At 41.1% G+C, this 24445-nt stretch carries 29 protein-coding genes; 3 read left to right on the top strand and 26 right to left on the bottom strand.

The annotated features are described in order from the left end of the window. The first annotated feature begins 108 nt into the window (after positions 1 to 108). On the top strand, positions 109 to 906 hold the full coding sequence (locus AS141_RS06760; protein WP_082632208.1) for an NAD(P)-dependent oxidoreductase: 798 nt from the start codon (positions 109 to 111) through the stop codon (positions 904 to 906). On the opposite strand, the gene moaA is transcribed toward AS141_RS06760, so the two are convergent. The 13 genes from moaA to AS141_RS06695 form a co-directional block, all read right to left on the bottom strand. Beyond that, positions 850 to 1863, bottom strand: a complete 1014-nt coding sequence (moaA, locus tag AS141_RS06755; protein WP_057936888.1) for a GTP 3',8-cyclase MoaA — start codon at positions 1861 to 1863, stop codon at positions 850 to 852. The genes AS141_RS06760 and moaA overlap by 57 nt on opposite strands. Then, complete coding sequence (moaCB, locus tag AS141_RS06750; protein WP_057936887.1) at positions 1847 to 2764, bottom strand: bifunctional molybdenum cofactor biosynthesis protein MoaC/MoaB; 918 nt, start codon at positions 2762 to 2764, stop codon at positions 1847 to 1849. The genes moaA and moaCB overlap by 17 nt, the downstream gene beginning before the upstream one ends. Before the next feature lie 165 nt (positions 2765 to 2929). After that, positions 2930 to 3358 carry a molybdenum cofactor biosynthesis protein MoaE gene (locus tag AS141_RS06745; protein WP_057936886.1) on the bottom strand — a complete coding sequence of 143 codons (429 nt, stop codon included), beginning with the start codon at positions 3356 to 3358 and terminating at the stop codon, positions 2930 to 2932. Positions 3359 to 3426: 68 nt separating this feature from the next. After that, complete coding sequence (gene moeB, locus AS141_RS06740; RefSeq protein ID WP_057936885.1) at positions 3427 to 4464, bottom strand: HesA/MoeB/ThiF family protein; 1038 nt, start codon at positions 4462 to 4464, stop codon at positions 3427 to 3429. A 1-nt stretch (position 4465) separates the two neighbouring features. After that, positions 4466 to 4702 carry a MoaD/ThiS family protein gene (locus AS141_RS06735; RefSeq protein ID WP_057936884.1) on the bottom strand — a complete coding sequence of 79 codons (237 nt, stop codon included), beginning with the start codon at positions 4700 to 4702 and terminating at the stop codon, positions 4466 to 4468. Positions 4703 to 4730: 28 nt separating this feature from the next. Further along, positions 4731 to 5543 (bottom strand): uroporphyrinogen-III C-methyltransferase, encoded by an 813-nt coding sequence (gene cobA, locus AS141_RS06730; RefSeq protein WP_057936883.1) that lies wholly within the window; start codon positions 5541 to 5543, stop codon positions 4731 to 4733. Further along, complete coding sequence (locus tag AS141_RS06725; protein WP_057936882.1) at positions 5540 to 6124, bottom strand: molybdenum cofactor guanylyltransferase; 585 nt, start codon at positions 6122 to 6124, stop codon at positions 5540 to 5542. The genes cobA and AS141_RS06725 overlap by 4 nt, the downstream gene beginning before the upstream one ends. 3 nt (positions 6125 to 6127) lie before the next feature. Beyond that, a complete protein-coding gene (locus tag AS141_RS06720) occupies positions 6128 to 6880 on the bottom strand; it encodes a sulfite exporter TauE/SafE family protein (RefSeq protein ID WP_057936881.1) in 753 nt (250 codons plus the stop codon). 1 nt (position 6881) lies between these two features. Continuing rightward, on the bottom strand, positions 6882 to 8057 hold the full coding sequence (locus AS141_RS06715; protein WP_057936880.1) for a molybdopterin molybdotransferase MoeA: 1176 nt from the start codon (positions 8055 to 8057) through the stop codon (positions 6882 to 6884). 349 nt (positions 8058 to 8406) lie between these two features. Next, complete coding sequence (locus AS141_RS06710; protein ID WP_057936879.1) at positions 8407 to 9216, bottom strand: TPM domain-containing protein; 810 nt, start codon at positions 9214 to 9216, stop codon at positions 8407 to 8409. Further along, on the bottom strand, positions 9194 to 9631 hold the full coding sequence (locus AS141_RS06705; RefSeq protein ID WP_057936878.1) for a TPM domain-containing protein: 438 nt from the start codon (positions 9629 to 9631) through the stop codon (positions 9194 to 9196). The genes AS141_RS06710 and AS141_RS06705 overlap by 23 nt, the downstream gene beginning before the upstream one ends. 11 nt (positions 9632 to 9642) lie before the next feature. After that, positions 9643 to 10233 carry a LemA family protein gene (locus AS141_RS06700; RefSeq protein ID WP_057936877.1) on the bottom strand — a complete coding sequence of 197 codons (591 nt, stop codon included), beginning with the start codon at positions 10231 to 10233 and terminating at the stop codon, positions 9643 to 9645. A 118-nt stretch (positions 10234 to 10351) separates the two neighbouring features. After that, positions 10352 to 11605, bottom strand: a complete 1254-nt coding sequence (locus AS141_RS06695) for an aspartyl protease family protein (RefSeq protein ID WP_057936876.1) — start codon at positions 11603 to 11605, stop codon at positions 10352 to 10354. A gap of 213 nt (positions 11606 to 11818) precedes the next feature. Between AS141_RS06695 and AS141_RS06690 the strand changes: the two genes are divergently transcribed. Beyond that, on the top strand, positions 11819 to 12289 hold the full coding sequence (locus tag AS141_RS06690; RefSeq protein WP_057936875.1) for a Fur family transcriptional regulator: 471 nt from the start codon (positions 11819 to 11821) through the stop codon (positions 12287 to 12289). Here the strand turns inward: AS141_RS06690 and AS141_RS06685 are convergent. The 13 genes from AS141_RS06685 to AS141_RS06620 form a co-directional block, all read right to left on the bottom strand. Beyond that, positions 12286 to 12720 carry an SRPBCC family protein gene (locus tag AS141_RS06685; protein ID WP_057936874.1) on the bottom strand — a complete coding sequence of 145 codons (435 nt, stop codon included), beginning with the start codon at positions 12718 to 12720 and terminating at the stop codon, positions 12286 to 12288. The two genes, AS141_RS06690 and AS141_RS06685, sit on opposite strands and share 4 nt — an antisense overlap. Before the next feature lie 3 nt (positions 12721 to 12723). Continuing rightward, positions 12724 to 13338, bottom strand: a complete 615-nt coding sequence (locus tag AS141_RS06680) for a cytochrome c oxidase subunit 3 (protein ID WP_057936873.1) — start codon at positions 13336 to 13338, stop codon at positions 12724 to 12726. 232 nt (positions 13339 to 13570) lie between these two features. Beyond that, a complete protein-coding gene (locus AS141_RS06670) occupies positions 13571 to 14677 on the bottom strand; it encodes a DUF4221 family protein (RefSeq protein WP_057936871.1) in 1107 nt (368 codons plus the stop codon). Further along, on the bottom strand, positions 14670 to 15842 hold the full coding sequence (locus tag AS141_RS06665) for a DUF4221 family protein (protein WP_057936870.1): 1173 nt from the start codon (positions 15840 to 15842) through the stop codon (positions 14670 to 14672). The genes AS141_RS06670 and AS141_RS06665 overlap by 8 nt, the downstream gene beginning before the upstream one ends. A 167-nt stretch (positions 15843 to 16009) precedes the next feature. Further along, entirely contained in the window at positions 16010 to 16885 is an 876-nt protein-coding gene (locus tag AS141_RS06660; protein WP_262480995.1) for a DUF4221 domain-containing protein, read from the bottom strand. Positions 16886 to 16929: 44 nt separating this feature from the next. Then, positions 16930 to 17172: a DUF4221 family protein gene (locus AS141_RS27225; RefSeq protein ID WP_057936868.1), complete on the bottom strand. Its 243-nt coding sequence runs from the start codon at positions 17170 to 17172 to the stop codon at positions 16930 to 16932. Next, positions 17165 to 18316, bottom strand: coding sequence for a DUF4221 family protein (locus AS141_RS06650; protein ID WP_057936867.1), 1152 nt, complete (start codon positions 18314 to 18316; stop codon positions 17165 to 17167). The genes AS141_RS27225 and AS141_RS06650 overlap by 8 nt, the downstream gene beginning before the upstream one ends. Positions 18317 to 18322: 6 nt before the next feature. Further along, the gene (locus AS141_RS06645; RefSeq protein ID WP_057936866.1) at positions 18323 to 19465 is read right to left on the bottom strand and encodes a DUF4221 family protein; all 1143 of its coding nucleotides are present in this window, start codon (positions 19463 to 19465) and stop codon (positions 18323 to 18325) included. Between the two features lie 4 nt (positions 19466 to 19469). Next, positions 19470 to 20621, bottom strand: coding sequence for a DUF4221 family protein (locus AS141_RS06640; protein WP_057936865.1), 1152 nt, complete (start codon positions 20619 to 20621; stop codon positions 19470 to 19472). 4 nt (positions 20622 to 20625) lie between these two features. After that, a complete protein-coding gene (locus tag AS141_RS06635; RefSeq protein ID WP_057936864.1) occupies positions 20626 to 21762 on the bottom strand; it encodes a DUF4221 family protein in 1137 nt (378 codons plus the stop codon). Between the two features lie 11 nt (positions 21763 to 21773). Beyond that, a complete protein-coding gene (locus AS141_RS06630; RefSeq protein ID WP_057936863.1) occupies positions 21774 to 22064 on the bottom strand; it encodes a DUF4221 family protein in 291 nt (96 codons plus the stop codon). Positions 22065 to 22068: 4 nt separating this feature from the next. Continuing rightward, positions 22069 to 23187: a DUF4221 family protein gene (locus AS141_RS06625; protein WP_057936862.1), complete on the bottom strand. Its 1119-nt coding sequence runs from the start codon at positions 23185 to 23187 to the stop codon at positions 22069 to 22071. Positions 23188 to 23338: 151 nt separating this feature from the next. Then, a complete protein-coding gene (locus AS141_RS06620; protein WP_057936861.1) occupies positions 23339 to 23644 on the bottom strand; it encodes a DUF4286 family protein in 306 nt (101 codons plus the stop codon). Between the two features lie 109 nt (positions 23645 to 23753). Between AS141_RS06620 and AS141_RS06615 the strand changes: the two genes are divergently transcribed. Further along, positions 23754 to 24422, top strand: a complete 669-nt coding sequence (locus AS141_RS06615) for a carotenoid biosynthesis protein (RefSeq protein WP_057936860.1) — start codon at positions 23754 to 23756, stop codon at positions 24420 to 24422. The last annotated feature ends 23 nt before the right edge of the window (positions 24423 to 24445 follow it).

The raw sequence follows: 24445 nt of genomic DNA, 5'->3' as shown, positions 1-24445 counted from the left end.
AAATATCTTCGAAATAAGACTTCGAAGCTTTGGGATCAGGTGCATGGATGAATCCTTGTTTCGGTTGAGAATTGGCAGTAAGAAGACCATTAGCCTAATCTAAATATAATGAAAACATTAGTAGTTGGAGCAAGCGGGGCAATAGGAAGACTTTTGGTGGAACAGCTTTTAGCATCAGGGCGAAGTGTTAAAGTCGTCGTTCGTTCTACAAGTGATTTTTTTGATGCTTGGCGTTATGACGGTCATTTGACAGTAATCAAAAGGAATATTACAGAAATCACCGTGGAGGAGATGTCAGAATTATTAGCAGACTGTGATTCTGTGGTGTCTTGTCTTGGGCACAATTTGACGTTGAAGGGAATCTATGGTAAACCCAGAAGGCTTGTAGCAGATACAGTAAGCGTGATAAGCGAAGCAATTTTAATAAATGCCTTTGAAATGCCCATTAGATTTGTTTTAATGAATACAGCAGGAAACGCTAACAGAGATTTAGATGAACCTCTTTCAACAGGACAAAAACTTGTGATAGGATTGGTTAGGTTATTTCTTCCCCCACATCAAGACAATGAAAAAGCGGCAGACTATTTAAGGATAAAAATAGGTCAGAATAATCGGTTTATTGAATGGGTCGTCGTCAGACCAGATACTTTAATTGACGAAGCAAAGGTGTCAGCGTATTCTTTGCACAATTCACCTACAAGAAGTGCAATTTTTGATCCAGGGAAAACCAGCCGCGTAAATGTAGGGCATTTTATGACAGCACTTGTATCAGATGATCAAATGTGGAGTAAGTGGAAAGGTAAAATGCCTGTAATTTATAATGTAACAGAGGAGATGAAATATGCAATATTATCCTCCAATCGCAATCATGCTTCGATTATCGGAATGAAGTGCTGGATCGGATAATTTTTCCATGCTATCCATTCCTGCGCGCACGGCTTTTTTCTTCAGGATAGATTCTAAAATCAGTTTTTCTACATCTTCCCCTGTACGCATTGCCGTTAGCAAATCTGTTTCCTTATTTGAGAAAAGGCAGTTTTTTATCCTGCCGTTTGCAGTGAGCCGTATTCGGTTGCAGGTTCCACAGAAAGGATTGGTTACTGAACTGATGATTCCAAAATCACCTAGATACCCGACTATCTTGAACTTCCGCGCGGTGAAATTCTCCTCATTTGGGAGGGAGCTTATTCGTTCTGTCCCGAAATAAGATCCCAATTGGCCTAGTACTTCTTTCTCAGAAACCATCTTTGAGCGATCCCAGCTATTGCCGTCAAAAGGCATAAACTCTATAAACCGTACGGATACATTGAAGTCTTTGGTAAGATTCACCAGATCGACCAACTCATCTTCATTAGTTCCTTTTACCAACACAGTATTGATCTTCAGATTGAATCCCTGATCATGAAGGAGTCTGAAATTATCCATCGTTTTAGCAAACCCTGTCCTTCGGGTAATATCAAAAAACCGATCTTCCCGTAAGGTATCCAAACTGAAGTTGATGTTTTTGACTCCCAGTTTCAGAAAGTTATCCACATGCCTGTCGATTAGTAAACCGTTGGTTGTCAGGGATAGATCCACGGGAAGCTTGGAGAGCCCTTCGAGGATATCGTAAATATCCTTGCGAAGCAGGGGTTCGCCACCAGTCAAGCGGATTTTATTCACACCCAGTCCGACAAATATTCTGGCAAATTCAAGTATTTCCTCTGCATTCATCAGCGAAGCTTTTGGACTTAGCGGAATTCCATCAGCAGGCATGCAGTATTTGCAGCGCAGATTACACTTCTCTATCAGGGAGATTCGCAGGTAATTGTGAATCCGCCCAAAAGTGTCTTTTAGCTCATGTATATTACTCGCTGGGCTCATGATTGGCTCCTTTTAATATTCTAAATACGTGCAGTAAATGTGGAAAAACTGCATCCATTGATTCCTTTGCACCATTGGTAGACCCCGGCAAAGCCAGAACTATGCTGTCTCCAATAGTGCCGGCCACGGATCTAGAAAGCATTGCAAAAGGCATAATTTTCTGTCCATAGCTTCGGATAGCTTCCTCTACACCAGGAATTCTCCGCTCCAAAATTGGTTCCAACGCCTCTGGGGTAACATCGCGCTGGGAAAGTCCTGTTCCACCTGTGAAAATAACCAATTGATGCTTCTCAGTAAGTTCAAAAGTTCGTTCCCGTATCAGCTCCAACTCATCCGGGATGACCTCATAGGAGTTTACTTGCACTCCATGTGACTTCAACTTATCCACAATTGCTTTTCCTGCGCGATCTTCTTTTATCCCCTTCGAAATGGAGTCTGAGCAGACTACTACCGCTGCTTGAATAGGGGCTGGGTTTTTATCTTTAAAACTTGATTTTCCTCCAGTTTTCTGAACCAAACCGATTTCTCGAATAGAAATTCCCTTGTCGATGGGTTTGAGCATATCGTACATGGTTAGGGCAATTACCGATGCACCGTGCATTGCTTCCACTTCCACTCCTGTCTTATACACTGTTTTTACTGTAATATAAATACGTATTTCCAACCCTTCTACCTCATACGCTACTGCGGTATATTCCACAGGCAATGGATGACAATCCGGAATGGTGATGTGGGTGTTTTTCACTGCGAAAAGCCCTGCAACTTTCGCCATTTCAAATACATTTCCTTTTGGAACGCGATTTTCAACTACTGCTGCGATAGTTTCAGCAGAACTGACATGGACAATCGCCTGGGCTTTTGCGGTGCGAAGTGTAGTGACTTTATGTGTGATATCTACCATTTATTTATCTTATTATCTGCAAGCATGCCCGTTGCCATATTTTCTTTGTTTTTCAGGTGGGAAGACCAAAGAAGGGTGACCGAAGTTACAGTAATGCTAATGTTTGCCATAGTATAAGTCGCTTTTAGTCTTTTACTGGTGCAATTGCGGATTTACAAATTTCCTTCAACTGTTTACTTTCCATTGATGCTCAGCATTGTCAAGTATCTCCTTGCCGAAGATCGGAACATGCTCCTTTACTTGATTGACTAGATACTCTGTGGCTTCATAGACCTGCTTCCTGCGCTTGGAGGAGACAAAGACGAAAATACAGATTTCTCCGACCTTCACGGTTCCCAGACTGTGGTAAATATGTAGGCAAGTCAAATCAAATTTTTCGAAAGCTGACTCGCGGATTTCATGTAGTTTTTCGTTAGCCATTTCCTCGTATGCAGTGTATTCAATTGCCACTACTTTCTGGTCCTCCACTTGGTCTGCCCGAACTTGACCCAAGAAAATATTGTGTGCTCCGATGCTATGCTTGCTTTGATGCTTGGCAATAGAATCAGCTATAAATTCGGAAGAAATCGCTCCTTCAATAAATACTTTTTTCATTTGTATATAGTTGATTTCTGATTCATATGAAATTCCTGAAAAACTTTTTCTATTACTTCTATGATAAATTAAGTTGTCTTGCTCATTTCATTTTTTATCAAGTTCAAAATATCCCTTGCTCCACCCCGAATGGCTTTTACGTTAGAGAAACCTGCCTTTTTCAGCAATTTCCCTGCTTTTATTGCTCTTCCCCCCGCTTGACAAAATAGTGTGATTTCACGCTCCTTGTCCAATTCGCCCAATCTACTTTCTAGTTCAGAAAGTGGGAGTTTATGGCAAAACCCAGAAGGAATCTCAGGTTTCTCGCCGACCTCTCTTACATCGAGAAGAATTCCTTTCATCGCAAAAGCCAACTCAGGATTTATCAAATCCACTTTTTCAATTCTGGAATTAAAAGAGGGGGCTACAGACTGACCCCCCAATTCGAAAATCTGCTGGTCGTTAGTGAGCATATTATAAATCAGGAGTCTCCCTGAAAGCACTTCTCCAATTCCCAGAATGATTTTTAGCGCTTCATTTGCCTGGAGCATTCCGATAATACCTACTGTTGTTCCCAACACCCCAGCTTCCTCACAGTTCAAAACAGCCTTCTCTTCCTTTGGGAAAAGACTGCTATATGAAGGGCCTCCCTTATAATTGAACACCGAAACCTGACCCTGAAATCTGAAGATAGATCCATAAATCAGAGGCTTTTTAAAGCTGCTGCTAGCCTTATCCAACGTGTATCGAACTTCCAGATTATCTGTGGCATCGATGATCAAATCATAGGAGCGAATCAAGCTTTCTACATTTCCCTCTGACAAAAACTCGGGAATTGCCACAATCTGAGCAGTGGAATTCATTTGCTGAAGGGTTTGCTTTGCAGCGTCTACTTTCAGTACCCCAATCGAACTCTCAGTATATAAAACTTGTCTATGAAGATTGCTTTCTTCTACACGATCCCCATCCACAATTCCGATTTTTCCTACCCCGGCAGCAACCAAATAGGGCAAAACAGCACAGCCCAAACCACCAGCTCCGATCACCAATACGCTACATGCTTTTAGCTTATTTTGGCCCGCAGTTCCGACTCCCGGAAGGATGATTTGTCGCTGGAATCTCTCCATATCAACCTCCTGCAAATGGTGGAAGCAAGGCAATCTCATCAGAATCTGAAAGGCTCAAAATCTGTTGCTTTGAGACGATCTTACGGTTGACGGCGACTTGGAAAGGAAATTTTCCAATAGCATATTTCGAATCCAGCAGGTCTAAGAGCTCAGCCAAACTCAACGTATTGTATTCAAGAGTTTCTGAGTCACTTTGTGCCGCTTCTGCGATATTTCCAAAATAGTTGACGGTAATCATAGCTTTAAGTTAATACAGATAGCCCGAATTAATTACTGAATGGCAAAGTATTGAGGTTTTGGAAAATAAATTCGTCCTCCAAAACCCAGTCTTCTTTGAGTTGTTTTCTCAACCTTGCCAAGTGCACCACCTCGCCGATCACTAGGACTGCAGGGGCTCCGATTCCTTGGTTTTCGCTGATTTCAAGAATATTCTGAATGGTTCCCACCACTTCCTTTTGTTCAGGCTGTGTTCCATTTTGGATAATGGCTACCGGCAAATCCTGCTTTCCAAAAGAAGAATAAATTTCCGTGATTTCCTTCAGTTTGGCCATTCCCATCAGTACGATCACTGTAGCAGACGATTGGGCTGCCAGGGTAAGATCTTTGGAAAGCGCTCTTTCGCTCGTCGTCCCTGTGATTACCCAAAAACTTTCGGCCACCCCGCGGCTTGTTACCGGGATACCCACGGATGCCGGAACTGCTACACTTGAAGATATTCCCGGGATCACTTCTACCTCTATTCCATGTTCCAAGGCATGGATTTCTTCTTCCTTTCCCCTGCCAAAAACAAAGGGGTCTCCACCTTTCACGCGAACCACATGACCAAATTCAATCGCGTAGCCCACGATCAGCTCATTAATCTCATCCTGAGTATGACTGTGATTTCCCTTTCTTTTACCTACAAAAACCAATAATGCACGATTGGCATGCTTAAGTATTTCCTCATTGACCAAAGAATCATAAAGAACAACATCTGCATTGGATAGCGCATTCACGGCTTTGAGTGTAAGCAACTCCGGATCGCCAGGGCCGGCACCAAGGAGGGTGACTTTCGGGGATTTTCCTGTGATGGTTTTCATTGGTCCAGTAGGTTTAGTGAGAGTAATTCGGCTTTGCTGTTGATGTTCTGGACCAGGGACTTCTGATCCGAATTGATGATAAGTTTGTGATGAGACATCAGATTCACCAACGGGCACAGCTTCAATTTATCTGCAGATATGGCGTCAACCAGGGTTTCTAGGGCTTCTTTTTTGTAAACACCGATTAACGGATAATCATTCTTACCGTCGCTGAGAAAAGTTACTGATGCTTCTTTCTTCTCTGATTCCTGCTTCAGATCCCAGAGCAGATCGGATGTGATCTTTGGCACGTCACAGCTGAGGATCAGATTTCGATCAGATCTGCTGTGGCTCAGTGCAGTATAAATTCCGCCTACAGGCCCCTTGTCTGCAAGGATGTCTTCTATCATTGGCAAACCCACCAAACTATAATCACCATTACTGGTGACCAAAATGATATTCGAAGTAAGTGGCATTATCGCCTCAATTATCCAGCGGATAAACGGTTTGCCCTTGTAAAGAACCAAGCCTTTTTCCGTTTGCATGCGGACACTTTTCCCTCCGCAAAGTACATATGCCGTTATTTCCTTTGGATTTTCCATGGACTAAACTGTCATCAGTTTTATAAATGCAATGAATAACACGATAGAAAGGATGTATTTCAATGTCACATTTGAGAACTTTTTACTGCCGTATATCGCCCCAAATGTACCGCCGACTACCGCCGCTGGAATTAAATAACTGGCCTCCATGGGGATCTCACCCCCGCCGAGCACAAAACCCAAGGCTCCGGAAACTGAGTTGACCCAGATGAATAGGGCCGAAACTGCCGCGGCTTCCTTCATGTTTCCCCACCGGAGCAACAATATCACGGGGCTGAGAATAATACCACCACCTATTCCGATCATCCCTGAGAAAAAACCTATTCCCAAACCGATTAACAGAGCTAAAGTCGTATTCACTGGTTCATTCCGGTCTGGATTTGTTTTGCCAAAAACTCCTAAAATCCTCAAAATCGCAATCAGAAGGAATACGCCAAGGATCTGCTTGTACAGCGTGGCATTGATCGTGATCATGCCTCCGGCAAAAGCTGCCGGGATAGATGTAATGGCAAATGGATAAAAGAGTTTCCAGCGAAAATGCTTGGCTTGACGAAAGAATATAAAGGAAATCCCGGCCACGAAAATATTTAAGATCAATGCTGTAGGTTTCATCACCAACAGCGGAATTCCAGCCAGAGCCATCATCGCGAGGTAGCCGCTGGCTCCTCCATGTCCTACGCTGGCATACATAAAAGCAACCACAGCGAGGATCGCAGAAAACACAATTATGAAAACAGGATCCTGAAAATCAATCATCTTAGTTTCTGTTTACAGCCAAGAATTGAACAGATTCACCTGCATTTAAGACTTCCAAATCCTCCGGAATCAAAACCAGGGCATTTCCCAAAGCATAAGAAATCAACATGCTAGAGGCTTGCTTGGGGTAAATTTCAACTTCTCCGTTTGTCTCTGTTCCGAGGATGAAGAGCGTCTTTCCAAACTTGTTAAATGTGGGGTGCTTCAGAACTCCTGTCTGGAAGTTCAAGTCAACATCTGGATTGCCTGACATGATTTTCAAGGCTGAAAGTGCATAAATCAGAAAGCAAGTCAACGAAGATGCTGGATTTCCGGGAAGTGCAAAAACTAGCTTATCCTGCTTTTTTCCAAACCAAAGGGGTTTACCTGGCTTTTGATTCACTTTGTAAAAAATCTCTTGAACCCCATTGGCCTGCAATGCTTCATTGACGAAGTCGTAGTCACCTACAGATATACCGCCAGAGAGTAGCAGAACATCAGCCTCAAGACCAAGCGCAACAGATTTCTTGGTTGCCTCCAGATCATCGGCAACTTTTAAAATCTGCACTGAATCGAATCCTCGTGACTTCAGCGCAGATTCCAGCATGATCGCATTGCTTTCGTAAATGCATCCGGGCTTCAGTTGACTTCCGGCCTCCTGAAGCTCATTTCCCGTTACGATAAGCGTAATTTTGGGTTTGTTAAAGACTAAAACCTCAGTGATCCCAAAACTGGCTAAAAAGCCAATAATGGATTCATTGACCCTTGTTCCGGCAGGCAATACTTGCTCACCCGCCTGTATTTGCTCTCCGACTTCCCGTACATTTGAATGTTTTTCCGGTAGTTGGTGAACAGTTATTTTACATCCATCCACTTCCACATGTTCTTGCATGATGACTGTATCGGCTTGATCGGGTACACGGGCACCAGTGAAAATTCGAACGGCTTGATTTTCTCCAAGTTCAAACTCTAATGCATCCCCTGCCTTGCATTCTCCGATGACTTCCAGCTCAGTGATTTTTCCACTTCGGAATGCATACCCATCCATGGCAGATTGCCGGAATGAGGGCAAACTAATCGGAGCCATAACTTCTTCCGCCAGAAAACATCCATAAGAATCCCTGAGAGACATTTTTACGGTTGGTAGCTGACCAGTATTGGTTTTAATTAAATCTAAGGCTTCAGATACTGAAATCATGTTGGTATGGAATCTTGGCTAAACTTATAAAAAATTACGTATAAATACTTATTTTTCTACGTATTTATTTGCTGGATTTCGCTTTTAGGAGCTCAATTCATTTCGATTAATGAAGCTCTGGTATTTTTCGCGCAAAAAAAAACGCTAATCAAAGCGTTTTTAATTCTTAAGCCTTCGTTCTTGTATTATCTTCAAAAAGCGAGCTCTTTCTGCGGTCAATTACTTATGAGAAAGCCATTTGCTGATTACTTTCCTAATGGAAAATTCAAATAGGATTACTCCAAAGCTAGTAGTTTAGATACTTTGCCCTTTCTGGGTGGGGCGGGTCTTCACTTAGCGTCCAACTTATTTACCAGCTACCTCCAGCTCCACCGCCGCCGAAGCCGCCTCCTCCGAAACCTCCAAAGCCTCCGCCTCCGCTTCCTCCACCAAACCCACCACCGCCGAAGCCGCCACCGGAAGATCTGCCACCGCCGCCTAACATACCTGCCAGCATAATTGTAGTCCAGAGATCTACTCCTCCGCCCCGGCCACCCATGTGGTTGTTATTGTCATTTCGATTTCTCAAAAGAGGAAGAATCACAAATATGAAAATTAAGAACAGGATCATGAAGATTGCTCCTCCACTATTGCCTTTGGATTCTAAATCCTCGGCTTTGTATTCACCGGACGCGAGCTTGAAAATCATATCTGTAGCCTCATTAAGACCTTCATAATAAGCTTCCTTTCGGAAATTGGGAAGTATCAAATTTTCTACAATACGCTTGGCCAACGCGTCAGGAACTGCTCCTTCCATGCCATAACCGGTTGCGATAAACACCTTGCGGTCATCCATTGCGGCCAGAATCAAGATTCCATTGTCATTTTCTCCACCTCCGATTCCCCAAGATTGGCCTAGGCGAAAAGCATAATCAGAAATGTCATACTGACCTACTGACCGCATTATCACGATGGCTATCTGGGTAGAAGTGCTATCGTTGTAAGCAACCAGTTTGCTTTCCAGTTGAGACACTTCTGCCGATGAAAGTGTATTGGTAAAATCATTCACCAACTTGGGCGGATTGGGTGCAGGAGGGAAATCCTGAGCCTGAAGGCCAAGTGGGAAAAACAATAAAATGAATAAAAGGGGACGGATCTTATGACCCAAAAGAAATATCATCAGGAAGCTCGTTTATGTCTGAATCACCCTGATAAGGGAAATGCGCTCCTAGTTGCTCTCCGGCCATATTGATGCCGTCGATCAGACCTTGTGTAAATTGACCCTGCTTGAATAAGGCGGTCATGTGTTCTTTTATTTTTTCCCAGAAATCGTCCGGAACCATTTCATTGATGCCTTTGTCGCCTAAAATCGCAAAGCGTTTATCGACTACGGCAAGATAGAATAAAACGCCATTCCGATCCTTGGTTTGATGCATTTTGAGGGTGTCAAACACCCGCACAGCACGATCGAGAACCTCGCCTTTGCAACGACTTTCTATGTGAACTTGGATTTCTCCAGAGGTGGAAACTTCAGCAGACCGGATCGCATTAACTATAGCTTCCCGGTCTGCTGTTGAGAATAATTTCTCAGCCATGATGATTTGTATTAAAACTGAACAGCGGGTGCATTTTCGGATCCTTCGGATGCTTCGAAATAACCTTTCTGTTCAAAGCCGTACCATCCCGCAAAGATGTTGTTCGGGAAAGTCCGAAGATTCGAGTTGTAATCCTGTACTGACTGATTGAAATTACGTCTGGCTACAGCGATTCTATTTTCGGTACCTTCCAGCTGAGCCTGTAGTTCCAGGAAGTTTTGGTTGGCTTTTAATTCGGGATAGCGCTCCACACTTACCAATAATCTTCCTAAAGCACCGGATAGTTGATCCTGGGCCCCTTGGAATTCTGCCAGCTTCTCAGGCGTAAGATTTGAGGCATCCACATTAACAGAGGTAGCTTTTGCCCTTGCCTCAATAACACCGGTCAATGTCTCTTGCTCAAATTCTGCATACCCCTTTACCGTGTTTACCAGATTGGGAATCAGGTCAGATCGACGCTGGTATTGTGTCTCCACCTCAGCCCATTGGCCATTGATCACTTCTTCTTTTTGGACGAAAGTATTATACGTTCCTACTGCCTTGGTATAAATAAAAATACCGAGCACCAGAAGGATACCAATAGGAATTAAGAATTTTTTCATGTTTTACGAATTGATTTTTACAACTTGATTACTCACGTATTTAACAGGTAGAGGTTTGATTATTTTCCTCTCTTCACTCAAAATTACCGCTTTTATCTTAATACAGCCCAAATGGCGCCTAAATCTGCTTTTGTAGAGTGAAAGTGAACGTATGATCTGTCCATTTGTTGAGATCATCTCCTTCGTACCTACGGATTTCCACTTCAACCTCCTTATTGGGCTCGGATCTGAGCAGCTTATTGATCTCGGCTAATTCCCATATAAATGTGGGCACTTTATTTATCGATAAAATTTCATCAAAAGCTTGGATTCCTGCACGGTGCGCAGGTGATCCTGGACGAAGATCCGATACATAGATCCTATTGTCATCATTTGGAATTTTCTTTAAAGACATTCCACTCATATCGTACTCAAATGGTGCGTAAAAATTTTCAGCTTTTCGCACCCAAAGTCTATTTCTCGGGTAATCAAAAATAAGCCGTGTTCTCCCCAATACTTCTGCTCCCAGGCTACCAAATCGTCCGGAATCCTTGATGACATAGCTGAAAGGGGTTTCATCGGGATAGGAGGTGAGTACCTCATCCAATTTGAAATTTGCAAGCTTCATATAATCCACCCGGCCGATGTATCCATACAATACTCCTCCCAGACTCTGGCCTAACGCTGATTCAATAAATAGCGGTGGCATGGTGATCTTCTCTGTGGTCTCCCGATTAAGAAGTAGGCCGTGATTGGCGCCAGTATCGATTAGCAGTTTAGGGTAAATGTGCGTACCGTCTTTTTGCTTTACTGCGGCATTGATGTACGGCTTGTTATCGTAGATGGTCATGTCTAGTTTTCTGTAGAGAAGCTGGGGCCACTTCAGTGCACTAGATTTGTAGAAAGTTATTTTACCTTCATCGTAATTGATTTTCACAGGATTGTATTTGAAAAACTCATATCCCAAAATCCCATAAATTGGAACGCCTGTGACTGATTCCAGCTCTAGAAATTCCTGCTCCAGTACTAGTAAACTCTGGAATATACCTTCTATCGGTCCTAGATCAAAGTGATTTATAGGAGAGACGGAGGCCATTAAATCATCCGTACCATCTGCACCTACGAGTTTTAATCTGCGTGTATATTCTAATCCCAGCGCATCTCCAAGTTTTTTGCTGAACAGAATATTTGACCGTACACCGGTATCTACCAGGAAGTTTATTGCTATGTTGTCATTGATCGAGACTGGAATGATGATCAGACTATTAGACGATTGGAAAGGGATACTAACTTTACGCTGCTCTTCTTTCATAAAGAATCCGGGTACTTGGGCAAGACACGGAATCCGTGTAACCAGAAGTAGTAGAAGTAATAGCAGTAATCGTATATTCATAAATTAATGAAAATCCAGATCTCACAAATAAGTTACTTTGTTTTACGAAATTTAGAAGCATGTATGCCAAAAACCAGTGTCTTTGTTTTTTTCTGTTTAGGGAAATCAGGACTCAAGTTTTAATTAGATTGAAACCAAATTACAGGGATTACACGTTTAGGTTTGCCAAAAAATGGATTATGACTCATCTTTAATTCAAATTAGTTTGAACCCATGGCAGACAAGGCCCTCATAGAAAAGGCTAAAAAAATCTTTGAAAATTTCCTCACCAAGCAAGGAAGTAGGAAAACCCCTGAAAGATTTTCAGTAATAGACGAACTTTATTCTCTTCCGGAAGACGAGCATATGGATGTGGAAGGGCTCTTCCTGAGCATGAGAAATAAGGGATATACGATTAGCCGCGCCACTATTTACAATACGCTAGACTTATTGGTGGAGAGCGGTTTGGCCGTAAAACACCAGTTTAAAGATAAGGTAGCCCTATACGAACAAGCGCTCACTTACAAGCATCATGATCACCACGTGTGTAATCAATGCCGTAAAATCAGAGAATTTTCCGATCCCAAAATCAATGAGATTAAGGAAGAAACAGGCAAATCGTTCAGATCCTCCATTACAAGCCATTCACTTGTTTTGTATGGGGATTGTGAAATAGAAAATTGTGAAAATCTTCAGGAATTTTAAGCAAAGACCTTTTTATAAATAGGCTTTCTGTACGCAAACTGTAGGTAAAAGGCCGGATAAAGCAAAAGGTTTAAAAGTCCCGAAGAGGCCTCAAATTCAATCTCATCTCCGATAATTGTGTGAGTTCCTGATTTGATAATCCTATGCCTATGTTTCCATCTTTTGAGAAAAAAGGGCAATTCTATACCCTCATCGATAAAGGAAAATTCCTTCTCAGAAGATTTATTTTCGGTGATTTCACTGGTCCAACGCTGCCTGAAAAGCAAAAAATTCAATTCCAGCGATACTAAATCCCCGGTTTCTGATCCGTCAAACCGGACTATTTTCACGGGCGGAAATGGCGGACTCAGTTTAGTGAAAAGAGCCTCATCAAAACCATTTTTCACGGAAATATAGTCTTGATTGACCTTAGTGGAAAAGTTGATTTTCATTTTTTAGAAGCTAAGAACAAATAAAAGAAAGAGGATAAGCCATATACCGTCCATATAATGCCAATAGAAGGTGAACAGGCGAACGCGCATTTTTTCAAATGGATTGGTTAGGACGATGAGCTTTTTAACTTCGTCTTTTCTGCTTCTGGAGAGTTGGAAGTAGAGAATCACCCCAAAAATCATCGCCCCCATGAGGTGGAAAATGTGAATTCCGCTCAACACGTATAGAAAGCTGCCGCTCGGAATGCCGGTGAATTCTATTCCTTTTGTTTTCAATTCATACCAGCCGATAACCTGCAAGACAGTAAAAACCAGGCCGAGTATAACCGTGTTTCTGAGTGATCCAAGCATTTTTTCTGTGTTTTCTTCCTGGAAAGCAAGTCTGATAGCAGTGGCAGAAAATCCACTGACCACCAACAAAAAAGTGGAAATGAGAAAGGCAATGGGCACTGTCTGATTCATTCCGACAAGAAGATTTCGGGAGGAAAACAGAAAAGCAAAGGCCAGGAACAGAAAGATAATCCCGCTGCTTACCATCCCCAGATAGAGGAGCATTTCATAGGGGTGAAGTCGTTCAATCCGCTGAAGCAGGGTGGTTTTTTGCTTATAATGAGCCATTACCTGAAAACAGCCAATAGTGATGAAGGTTCAGAAAAAAACGAAAAATATGGGATTGAATGTATCCTTATGTTCAGGTCATTTCACAGTCAAAAAGGAAATAGCACTGCCTCAGTTCATATGATACGAACGGGAAAGGCCATTACCTCATGCAGTGCATCGCAAATAGTAGTATGGACGTTAATGAGAAAAGAGCATCGGCGGGAAAGGTAAAAACAAAGAAAATTTAGGCTTAGAAATTTCTTTTAAAGTCAAACACAAAAAACTCCAGTTCTTCCGTTTCACGATTGTGTACCCACAATTTTCCATTGCTGACGAAATAATCGAAAATTTTCCCCTGAAAGTTTGATAGGTCTTCCTCATGAAGCAGCTTAAGCTCCTGATCAAAAATGAATAAGTATTGATGGGGGATATCTTTGATGTTTTGGCTTTCTGTCCATTTGGTGGCGACCCTATAATAAAGCTTATTGGTAACATCATAGACAATAGATCGAAAGCTGATTTCTTTCTCTCGCTGATTAAACATTAGTTTAGAACTTTCGGTACCTGACGCTACATTTTTTGGGTAGTTTCCAGGCTTTCTTTTTTCTACCAGCTTCAGATCATAATCAAAGAAGGTCGATTCCTCAGATATCGGATCAAGTGTGTATAAATCAATCCCATCGTTATGAAATACTGTGATACGATCATTCAAATAAACCGCATCTATTAGACTTCTCATTTCTCCCCCATTTATTCGGACAATTAAATCTTCCCTATATCTCATGCTGTCTATGGAAACTTCATGATAGATTGAGTCATCCATATCAAACCAGCCTAGCATCTGCTCTTGCTCAAAAGTACTGGTCAATCCAAACAAGTAGCTTTGATCAGGAGAAATGCGTAATGCCTGGAAGATTTTTTTTTCATCAGCTATATCAAAAAGGTTATCAACGTTCGCTGAAAAGTAAATCAGTTCTCCACTTTCATCAAGTTTCACGAAGTTTCTGGATGCTAGGAAAAAGAGTGTTTGATTGGCTGTGGGAACATAATCCTGAACCCGTGTTATTCCCTTTGGTCCCTCTTTATCAAGATCAATGGTAGAAATATACTCCTCATTGACAAGGTCTACTTTTTCAATAGCATGGGCAATGTTGTCGTAGAAGTGGAGAAAACGTTCATCGTGGGAAAGTTTAGGTTGTGCTAGTCCATAGCCTAGGAAAAACAAGTGCTTTTTCGCATCGATGTGAACAGTGTCTACTGTATAGGAGAAATCATAAGATTTCGATTGCTCGCCATTTTTCTCTGGATTACAGCTTAACTGGATAAATCCAAGGGCGAATACGAGGTATCTAATCATTATCGAAATTTGGCTTCAGCCTGATAAAAGCCAGTTGATTTTCTTTTTTCAAAAATGAATAGATCGATCCATCATGTACAAAAGTCTTTCCTTCGAAGTATTTGCCCATAATCGGAATACTGTTGTGCAGCTTTTGTTCATGGATCTGATCGAGCTTCTCATCAAAAACTGTTAATACATGTATATACTTCGTTTTCTGGGGATCGCTTTTGTCCAGTTCGCGACTGTAGCGGTAGAAGTTCTGGGCTTGATGATCTTTGACCAGAGGACCAAATACTACCTCATCATTTTTGCGCTTGACCCAGTACATATACAGGCGCTGGTTAGTGATGTCTTTTCGATATTTTCCGGATTTCTGATCGGCAGTGAACTGGCTGTGATATTGCTTATGGATCACAGAGTCACTTTCAGCATCATAATACCACAATTCATTGCTCGCAGAGGTAGATAGAATGATATCGGGACCATTTAAAAGCAGGAATTTCAGTTCAGGAGAACTGTTTCTTTTTCCGATATCATAATCTACCGTGATGGTATATTCTTTCAGTTGATCCCAAAAATCTATGGGAACTAACTTTAGGGTTTTATCCAGCAGATTTACCTTTGCGATTCCCAGTACATTTCCCCCGATTTTAAAGTTGCCATAGAAACTAGCCAGATAAGAGCCATCCGTGGAGATCTCTCCCAGGCCATCTATCTCTGTGTCAAAGGGGAGGCGGTCACCTGATAGCTGCCTGTTATTAAGCTCATAGGAGTCGGTTTTTTTACCATCAGGATTCAGTCTATGGATCACTCGATGTTCTTTGAAAAAGGTGTCGCCAAGTAGTGTTTTCTTGATTCCGAAGGGAAAATACTGCTTGACACTGTTTGGTCCCCGCATCTTGTAATAGATTACACTATCGAGGATTAGACTTTCCATATTGATTACCTCCACGCGACCGGATTCTGGAGTAAGGTTGTACAGACGACCTTCATTTACAGCATAATCAGACATGTTAAGATCCATATCCAGATAAACCTTCTCTTCCCCTGTGTCAATATACACAGTGTCCAGTACATAATTAAAATCTGGCATGACGTGGGCAGTAGCAAGTTGAACATCTACAGGTTTTTTCCTACAGGAGAAAAGTAATAGAAACCCACTTACGGCCCAGAATAATTTCATATGATTATAATTTGTCTTTTAAAGGCCATATGGAATCTCGCATGCATTATAATCATCCCAGTGTGTGACGCTTGAGTCATGCTCGATTTTATATTCTAAAAAGTAAGGTCAAATTTCCAGAATGCCAACTAATTACGGATGTTCATCAGCTTTAGTGGGGTCAGAAGTTACTCTTCTTCGAATTTTGGATGGAGTCTGACAAAGGCTAGTTCATCATCTATATTCAGGAAATTATAGAGTATTCCGTCTTTAAAGAATGGCCGGGATGAATTGTGGTAATTCTCAACTTCCTGTTCTTTTAGCATATTGAACTCTAAATCAAAAAATGTGAGGTAATAATCATTAGAGAATGTATCGTCACCATTATCTTTCCCTTCACTACTAAATCTCCAGTATAGGCTTTTGTCAGGTTGTGAAATGACTGGACCAAATTGTATTTGTTTATTCTTGTCCCCTGAAGCCTCAAATAACGCGTCTCTAGTTGTTACACTGATAGGGAAATTAAGAATTCGTTCATTGTCCGTGAGTTTGGAAGTGAATGTATGATGCGTCAAACTATCGGATTGTATATCATAGATATAGACTTCATTGAATGCTGTATTGCTAACAAGCAATTGCCTTTCAATAAATTGTGGAAAGAAACTTTCTCCGGTGGACATCGTTCCTCCTCCTTCCATTTCTAGAGTAATCTGAAATTTGTCCAAGTTGGCGAACATATCTAGGGGAACGAATTCAAGTTCCTTAGTTGCTACATCTAAAATCCCTAAGCCTTTAGAAGAAGCAGGGTACCTATTTCTGGAAATTGGTGCTACATATGTTTTGCCATCACCAGTAAACAATCCACGATGATTTAGTCTGCTTATTTCACCTAGATCATAGCCAGTTACATTCTTGGAGTCAAAATTATATTTTTCAACCAATTCCCCTTTTGGAGTGATTTCAATAATTTTATTGAAATCGTACAGCATAATGTTTCCATTATCTAAAACTTGAATCGAAGATATGTATCCACCGCCTACACCATTTGGGCCTTCTTTTTCCAGCTTTACGGCTTCTTTAAATTTCAGGTTGTCCAGATCAATAACCTCTACCCCGGATCATTTGAACCGGATTTGAAACTGTAGAGGTATTTCCCATCTGGTGAAAGACCAGAGCTGGAAAGTTTCCTATTAACATAGATAAATTCATCCCCCGCATCTACCATAACGGTGTCCACCTCATAGGAGAATTCAATGGAATTAGTTGCTGCTGTATTTTCCGCACTTTCTTTTGAAGCACAGCTGACTGATACTGCCAGAAGAAGCAGAAATAGAAGCAGGGTTTTATTCATAGCTTGGTTTGATGCGGATGAAGCCAAGCTCATCCTCGAGGTTGATGTAAGAGTATAGTGTTCCGTCTTTGAAGAAGGTGAGCGAGCCCGTTTCGGAATAGTCCACCTTTTCCTCGTGAAGCTGGTTGAGATCCTTGTCAAAAATGGTCAGCACATACTTAAAAGCTGCCGAATCGCCAATCATCCGATCTAGTTCTGAACTGAATCTCCAGAATTTTTCGTTTTGATCATCGAAGTGGAGTTTGTGAAAATTCACTTCCTTCATCCTACCCAGGTTAAGTTCTGATAGTTCTTCTTCGGAATTGGCTTTTTTCTGATAGTCACCTTTCTTGGCATCGGCGGTCAGGGTGGACTGAAATTGCCTTTTCTCTATAGAACCATCAGTGAGATCTATCAAATAGATTTCATTAAATGCGGTGGTAGAAGCAATTATTTTGTTCTTATATGGTAGAAACAGAACACCTTCTGTAAGTGATATTTTTGAATTTTCATTCGGACTGAAAACAATGGATAGATCTTCGATTCTTTCATATAAATCCAAAGGGATCTTTTTCAATTCTCTTGTGCGGAGGTTAATTATCGCTAAACCGCTTTTGGGGCCTTTGTTGTTCAGTAATCCGTAGCTGCTGTAAAAGAAATCACCGTCCTCGGACATAAATCCTTCTGGAAATACTTTTTCCAGTTCTAATAAGGGTTCACCTTTCAGAGAATCTGGTGTAAACCAATACTTACTTACTTGGTCTCTAGCGGAATTTAATTTGATTAAGTAGTTCCAGGCATTCAGGTATAGATCTCCATTGTCCGAGATATCCATCATCGGTATATAGGAATTGACAGCATCAATTCCTGTAGGACCTTCATTTTCGAGTTTGATGACTTCTTTGAGGCTCAAGCTATCAAGATCTATTACCTCCAGCTCTGGAACCCTTGCATTGAAGTTATATAGTGTCTTTTTGTCGGAACTGACTGCAGCTGTGTTAAGATAGTTCGTCAGATAGATAAAATGTTCATCACCTGGATCTACCTGAACAGTGTCTATTTCTACGGTGAATTTCAGATTATTGGAGTTGACTTTTTCAGAGCTGCTTTTTTGCGCGCAGGAGGTGAGAATGATAACTATGATAAATGGGAGTAACCTTTTCATAATATCTTAAAAATCAAAAGTGAATACCGCAAAGCCCAGCTCGTCTTCTACATTGACATAAGCCCAGAGCTTGCCGTCTTTAAAGAATGCGTCATAGGGTTGGGAACTTAGAGTTGGAAGTGATTTTTCACCAATAAGATTAAGGTCTTTGTCAAAGGCGAATAAATAAACATCACTTTTTGTTTTTTCATCCTCCGAGGATTTTTGTTTTACAATTGAGCCAAATCTGTAGTATTGATTGGATTTTTCATCTTTAAAAATCTTCCCAAAAGAGATGTCCTCGCTGGTTTCTTTGGCAACTTTTCTAAATTCCTCCATAGAGGAGAATTCATTGCTGGCTGGAATTTTTTTGGAGTTAGGTGTCAATTCAAACTGGTATGATTTGAAGGCTAATGAATCAGTCTCCGGCAGGTAGATGTATAAACTGTTGGTAGCATAGGAATGAATAATTGTTCTTCCGTCCTCTACATAAAGAACTATACTTCCGGCATTCGCCCCAGAATAGGAATTGCCATCTTTATAAATAAGAGAGAATTTTGCTAGAGGCTCAAACTCCGGTAAAGAGATAACCTTCCCCTTCAAATCTACTAAAGAGCCGACAGCAAAGCTGGTAACCTTTGAGGAGTCATTGACTGGCAAAGAATAAAGCTTTTGATTTTTAAATGAAGGTGTGAGAGAATATGAGATGGAGTACTCACTGATCCTGTCCGTATCTTCATACCCATCGATAGAGATTCTTAGGTCCCTTAATTTTTCACCTTCAATACTATATGCACCCGTTACTTCGAAGCCATGAATAAATATTTCCTGTTCATTTAAAACTTTCAGCGTTTGCGGCATATTGGGTACAGCATCCGGACCTTCCTTGGGGAGAGTTTGCTGGGATACCAACTTCAACTGATCCAGATCTATTACAGAAAAAACTGAGGACGAAGGTTGAATATGATAAAGGTATTTTTGATCACTCGAAATATCCGATTTGATGATTCCAAATCTCAGATCAATCAACTCATCTCCCGGATCTATCAGAACCGTATCCACGGAGAAAGTCAAGTTTTCCAGAATATTTTTCTTATCAGTAGATTCGGATTCTTTACCACTGCAGGCAGCTAGTAAAATGAGGATTGAAATCGTAAGTAATTTTCTCATATTTTTAAAAGTTAAAAGTGAATACTGCGAAGCCCAACTTGTCTTCGACATTGACATAGGAGTAGAGCTTGCCTTCTTTGAAAAAATAGGATCTCGGCTCAGTTTCTAATTCGTCTAGTTTGGTCTCTCCCAGCACATTGAAGTCCTTGTCGTAAGCGAAGAGGTAGAATTCATAGGTGCTGGGATCTCCTTTTTCCTTTCCCTCAAAGGTCTTTTTTCCGAAGCGCCAATACAATTCCCGGCTTTCATCCCACAGAATTTCTTGGTAATTCAACTGTGCATTGAGTTTTCTGCGGTTTTCTTTGACAGTGGCTTCATCAGTGGGATTTTTGACCAAATCCACCTGCATTACATTCGGGACAGTTTGATGCAGAATATTCTTAAATTCTATCGTATTTGCCTTCTTATCAAAGAGGTACAGTCCACTCATGGGGCTGCCAGATAAAATCAGCCTACCGGGTAAAGAAGTTGTATATCTGGACACTCCAAAATAAAAGAAGGTTGTGTACTCACCTGATTTAGTCTCAAATGTGCCGCTGAGATCGTCTATTAACTTCATCTCCGGGATAGGTATAACCTGAGCTTCCTTGGACTTCGGGTTAATAACAAATAGCCCATATTCACCAGCTTTTTCAAAGGATGGCTGAGTATAAATTTTTTGAGTATAAAAATCATAGATGGCGCCTCCGAAAAGCGCGGTGTAGTCTTTTGCCAATTCTGGTTCAATGCCTTCTGGAATTATTATTAGGTCCTCTGTTTTTTTTCCTTCCGTATTAAATAGACCCATTGTAGTATAACTTTGCATAAACAATTGATCTCTGGGACCTACCTCGAATCCTGTCAAGTAAGAACCAATACCATTAGGTCCTTCTATTTCAAAGTCAGTTTTTTTGACCAGTTTCAATTGATTCAAATCCACTTGCACCAATTTTTTCGGATCATTTTCAAAAAACATTAAAAGACTTTTATCCTCATTTAACCCTCTGGTGCCAAGCCCATAGTTGATGTTAAAGAAATCCTCTCCAGCATCGACTACCACTGTATCTATAGAAAAAGTCAGGTTTTCCAGAATATTTTTCTGATTGGTAGATTCGGATTCTTTACCACCGCAGGCGGAAAGTAGCGTAAGAAAAGAAATTGTGAGTAGTTTTTTCATTGGTTTAAAAGTTAAAAGTGAATACCGCAAAGCCCAGCTCGTCCTCTATATTGACATAGGAGTAGAGCTTGCCGTCTTTGAAGAAGGAAGAACTTGGTACAGATGTTAATCTCTCCACCTTGGTTTCACCGAGCACATTGAAGTCTTTGTCGTAAGCAAAAAGGTAAGGTTCAAGGGTGTAGGGATCATCTTTGAATTCACCTTCGAAGGTTTTTACACCAAACCGAAAGTACATTTTTCGGGAATCGTCCCACATTAGCTCCCAATAATTGATATGTTCAAATATTTTAGTTTGATTTTCACTTATTTGAGCTACTTCCGTAGGGTTTTTAATAAGTTCGAAATCCATCTTATTGGGAACAGTTTTATGCTGGATATCAATGAATTCTAGCTTTTCTGTTTGGGTGTTGTATCGATAAATGCCACTCATAGCACTGGTAGTCACGAATAATTCTCCGGGGAAAAATGTAAAGTAAGCCCCTACGCCGTAAAAGGAAATCATTCCGGATTCAGAGAGAAGGGTGCCACTGTAATCATCAACTATTTTCATTTTTGGTATAGGCAGAGATCGGGCGGATTGGGTTTCTGGGTTGAGAATGAATAAACTATACTCTCCGGCATCTTGAAAAGTCGGTTGGGTGAAAATTTTTCGGTTTTCGAAATCATATACTGCTCTGAAATAGAGAGCTCTATAGTTTTGAGCTAGGGCGGTATCGATACCAGAGGGAACAAATTTCAGGTCTTGGATTTTATTGCCGTTCTGGTTAAAAATCCCAGTGGTCACATAGCTATTCAAAAAAAGATTTCCATTAGGGCCTATTTCCATTTTAGATACATAAGATCCCATACCGTCAGGTCCTTCTACTTCAAATTCAGTTTTTTTCAGAACTTTCATTTTCTCCAAATCCACTTCGACTAGTTTGGGTGGTTTGCTCTCAAAAAAGAATAGCCGGGTCTTGTCCCGGCTGAGCCCATATTCTCCTAATCCGCCGGACAGATTCAAAAAATCTTCTCCAGAATTCACCATAACGGTATCAATGGTATAGCTCAATTCTTCCAGAATATTTACAGAAGAATCTGAGACTTTTCCTCCACAGGATGTAAGAAATGCCAGAATGGAAATAGTAAGTAGATTTTTCATGGGTTCAGAAGTTAACAGTGTACACTATAAAGGCCGGGTTGCCACCAACTACTCAAAGTCAACGACTGGTCGACCTGCAATCCCTCAAATTTTCTAACCTGGATTTTATAGGATTTCATATGCTTCAATTGTGAATCGAACTCCCTTACATCAGTAAAACCCAAGAAAAATGTTTTGCCATCTGCACTGGTGATTAATTGACGAGGACGCCCGGTGCCAGTGGGACCTTCTTTTTCCGTCTCTGAGGATCGTTCGCAGGAAAAACAAAATAATGCTAAAATGATCAGTGCTTGTTTTTTCATGCGTTTATAGGTTAAAAGTGAATACTGCGAATCCGAGCTCGTCTTCAACATTTACATTAGAATAGAGCTTTCCGTCTCTGAAGAAGGCACCGAAAGGAATCCTGGATAACCCATTTACTCGAGTTTCTCCAATTAATTCCAAGTCTTCGGAATAAGCGATAAGGAATATTTCAAAGCCTGTAGCCCAACCATCGGGATCAAAATCAATGGCCCGACTCGCAAACCGGAAATAGCGCTCGGACTTATCATCCCATAAGAAGCTCCAGTAGCTGATTTTATGAGTTAATTTTTTTAATTCCTCCTCAAACTCTACTCTGTTCCCCACTCTATTTTTTACCTCACCTGTTTTTTCCGAAGGAACAAACTCATGTGGAAATTTTCTATAAAAAAGGCTGTCTAGGCTAGGGGCGTAACTATATGTTTCATTCCCAACTGAGCAAGAAATAAGTGCTAGTTCATTTAACTGTTGCAAGGTTATGGATTGGGCTTTCTGCTCACCATCACTTTTAATAAGGTATTTGTTAGCCCACTTAAACTCAGTAAGCTCCACCATTTTTTTCCTTTTTCCAAGTGAATCTATTACAGCAAAATAATAGTCTCTTGTTTCAAAGTTCATTGGCAAAGAATACAAGTCCCGCCGCTTTGGATCCAGGATTATTCTATTTCCAATTGAGGAAGGTTCTACAGGGAAGCTATCTACTAAGTCCTCTTTATCAAGATTCCATGATTTGGTTTTCAGGCCTTGTCCAGAAATAATGGAAGGACTTTGGAGATTTGGAAAGAAAAAGTCTCCATTTGAAAGTGCATAAAAGCCAACTGTAGGTCCAGGGCTGTTTGGGCCATCTTTCTCTAGAGAAAAGGAATTTACTAAATTCAGATGGTCCAGATCAATTTTTTGAATCTTTAGTTTATTTAGAAAATAGAAAAAGCGGCTGTCCGGTGATGGTGAGATGTTATATCTAAAGGAAAAATCTAAAATTTCATTTCCGGTATCTACAAGTACAGTGTTTATTGAGTAAGTCAGATTCTCAAGTATATTTTCTGACTTTGGGTTGTCAGCCCTGTCTGACTGGGAGCAGGAAAAAAATAAAGTAAGACATATAAAAAGTAACGGTTTCCGCATTCTAAAGAGTTTAGAAGGGAAAATAGTTAATTCACTGCAGAATAGTTAGTTAATATATCTAAAAATATAATTTTTTAAGGTCGGGAGAAGTCAGTCCAGCGCCTAAAGTTACGTATCTCAGGCCTCTTTCTTCTCCGATCTTCCACCTTGTTTAATCTACCGATTCCATCAAGGTACGAAAAGGCATCGCCTTTTCTCCATACCTGGCCTGGGTCTCGTAGCGTAGGCCATTGGCAAAGCGGCTTTCATATTCTATCAGTTTTTTGGTAGACTCCGCAAAAAACTGCACGCTGTAATTAGTGACACTATCATCCGGGCTATTGAGCAGACGAAAGAATCGGTGTTCTATAAATAAACCGGTAGCAAAAACATCAGGAATATGGGTATCCTTCATCCACTGGACAAAGTCATCTTCTATGTCGTTGGAAACGGTGAAAGTGATGTTGTAAAGAATCATATCAGGGGATTTTGGAAGGAATTTCGTTTTTTTGCAAATGGATTGGAGATTTCAAAGTTAGGAATCCAAAACCAAAAATTGAATTTACTTCACGCAAAGCTCCCGAAATATGCATAAAATAGCCCAGGTACCCCCAGAGGCTCAGAATAGACGATTGCTTATTGCAAAAGTTGTGGTGGTCGCTTTATATGTGGTGGGAGCTATAGGTCTGAGTTTACCGGAGTTTCAGGGATATTTTCTGATACTTACCCCTGCACAACTGTTGGCTTCCCTTGTGCTGATTTTAGGATTTCACAAAGGATGGAATGATGCTTTTCCCATCTTCGCCGCGGCAGCATTTTGGATAGGTTTCGGGGCTGAGCTCATTGGAATCCATGGCGGTTACTTATTCGGGGATTATGTTTACGGCCCTACATTAGGCCCCATGCTATGGGAAGTCCCTGTTGTGATCGGGATCAACTGGTTTATTTTGGTTTATCTGACTGGGAGCGTTTTTCACAAGGTCACGGATAATGACTATTATGCGGCAGTCCTTGGGGCTACGGCAATGACAGTGATTGATTACATCATGGAGCCGGTGGCGGTGACCCTAGATATGTGGTATTGGAAGTTTGATATTATCCCGGCAGGGAATTACTTCTCCTGGTTTGGCGTAGCTTTTCTGATACATCTGATCTATCGGAAAGCCAATTTCGAGAAAGAGAACCCACTTGCAGCTTGGATGCTGGTAAGTATGATTCTCTTCTTTGCTGTTCTGAATTTCACCCTTGAAATTTGATTAAAAAAATATAAATAAGGGAG

The sequence above is a fragment of the Algoriphagus resistens genome, from assembly GCF_001442615.1.
Lineage (GTDB): Bacteria > Bacteroidota > Bacteroidia > Cytophagales > Cyclobacteriaceae > Algoriphagus > Algoriphagus resistens.
The sequence above is the reverse complement of the archived record's forward strand: the minus strand, read 5'-3'. Positions and strand labels throughout refer to the sequence as shown.

Excerpts from the sequence above, each read along its gene's own strand:
- AS141_RS06630 (WP_057936863.1), bottom strand. The coding sequence starts at position 22,064 with ATGAAAAAACAAGCACTGATCATTTTAGCATTATTTTGTTTTTCCTGC.
- AS141_RS06625 (WP_057936862.1), bottom strand. The coding sequence starts at position 23,187 with ATGCGGAAACCGTTACTTTTTATATGTCTTACTTTATTTTTTTCCTGC.
- AS141_RS06760 (WP_082632208.1), top strand. The coding sequence starts at position 109 with ATGAAAACATTAGTAGTTGGAGCAAGCGGGGCAATAGGAAGACTTTTG.
- AS141_RS06670 (WP_057936871.1), bottom strand. The coding sequence starts at position 14,677 with ATGATTAGATACCTCGTATTCGCCCTTGGATTTATCCAGTTAAGCTGT.
- moeB (WP_057936885.1), bottom strand. The coding sequence starts at position 4,464 with ATGGAGAGATTCCAGCGACAAATCATCCTTCCGGGAGTCGGAACTGCG.
- AS141_RS06645 (WP_057936866.1), bottom strand. The coding sequence starts at position 19,465 with ATGAGAAAATTACTTACGATTTCAATCCTCATTTTACTAGCTGCCTGC.
- AS141_RS06735 (WP_057936884.1), bottom strand. The coding sequence starts at position 4,702 with ATGATTACCGTCAACTATTTTGGAAATATCGCAGAAGCGGCACAAAGT.
- AS141_RS06710 (WP_057936879.1), bottom strand. The coding sequence starts at position 9,216 with ATGATATTTCTTTTGGGTCATAAGATCCGTCCCCTTTTATTCATTTTA.
- AS141_RS06635 (WP_057936864.1), bottom strand. The coding sequence starts at position 21,762 with ATGAAAAATCTACTTACTATTTCCATTCTGGCATTTCTTACATCCTGT.
- AS141_RS27225 (WP_057936868.1), bottom strand. The coding sequence starts at position 17,172 with ATGAATAAAACCCTGCTTCTATTTCTGCTTCTTCTGGCAGTATCAGTC.
- AS141_RS06665 (WP_057936870.1), bottom strand. The coding sequence starts at position 15,842 with ATGAAATTATTCTGGGCCGTAAGTGGGTTTCTATTACTTTTCTCCTGT.
- moaA (WP_057936888.1), bottom strand. The coding sequence starts at position 1,863 with ATGAGCCCAGCGAGTAATATACATGAGCTAAAAGACACTTTTGGGCGG.
- AS141_RS06715 (WP_057936880.1), bottom strand. The coding sequence starts at position 8,057 with ATGATTTCAGTATCTGAAGCCTTAGATTTAATTAAAACCAATACTGGT.
- AS141_RS06705 (WP_057936878.1), bottom strand. The coding sequence starts at position 9,631 with ATGGCTGAGAAATTATTCTCAACAGCAGACCGGGAAGCTATAGTTAAT.
- AS141_RS06680 (WP_057936873.1), bottom strand. The coding sequence starts at position 13,338 with ATGGCTCATTATAAGCAAAAAACCACCCTGCTTCAGCGGATTGAACGA.
- AS141_RS06720 (WP_057936881.1), bottom strand. The coding sequence starts at position 6,880 with ATGATTGATTTTCAGGATCCTGTTTTCATAATTGTGTTTTCTGCGATC.
- AS141_RS06685 (WP_057936874.1), bottom strand. The coding sequence starts at position 12,720 with ATGAAAATCAACTTTTCCACTAAGGTCAATCAAGACTATATTTCCGTG.
- AS141_RS06620 (WP_057936861.1), bottom strand. The coding sequence starts at position 23,644 with ATGATTCTTTACAACATCACTTTCACCGTTTCCAACGACATAGAAGAT.
- moaCB (WP_057936887.1), bottom strand. The coding sequence starts at position 2,764 with ATGGTAGATATCACACATAAAGTCACTACACTTCGCACCGCAAAAGCC.
- AS141_RS06615 (WP_057936860.1), top strand. The coding sequence starts at position 23,754 with ATGCATAAAATAGCCCAGGTACCCCCAGAGGCTCAGAATAGACGATTG.
- cobA (WP_057936883.1), bottom strand. The coding sequence starts at position 5,543 with ATGAAAACCATCACAGGAAAATCCCCGAAAGTCACCCTCCTTGGTGCC.
- AS141_RS06700 (WP_057936877.1), bottom strand. The coding sequence starts at position 10,233 with ATGAAAAAATTCTTAATTCCTATTGGTATCCTTCTGGTGCTCGGTATT.
- AS141_RS06650 (WP_057936867.1), bottom strand. The coding sequence starts at position 18,316 with ATGAAAAGGTTACTCCCATTTATCATAGTTATCATTCTCACCTCCTGC.
- AS141_RS06640 (WP_057936865.1), bottom strand. The coding sequence starts at position 20,621 with ATGAAAAAACTACTCACAATTTCTTTTCTTACGCTACTTTCCGCCTGC.
- AS141_RS06695 (WP_057936876.1), bottom strand. The coding sequence starts at position 11,605 with ATGAATATACGATTACTGCTATTACTTCTACTACTTCTGGTTACACGG.
- AS141_RS06690 (WP_057936875.1), top strand. The coding sequence starts at position 11,819 with ATGGCAGACAAGGCCCTCATAGAAAAGGCTAAAAAAATCTTTGAAAAT.
- AS141_RS06745 (WP_057936886.1), bottom strand. The coding sequence starts at position 3,358 with ATGAAAAAAGTATTTATTGAAGGAGCGATTTCTTCCGAATTTATAGCT.
- AS141_RS06725 (WP_057936882.1), bottom strand. The coding sequence starts at position 6,124 with ATGGAAAATCCAAAGGAAATAACGGCATATGTACTTTGCGGAGGGAAA.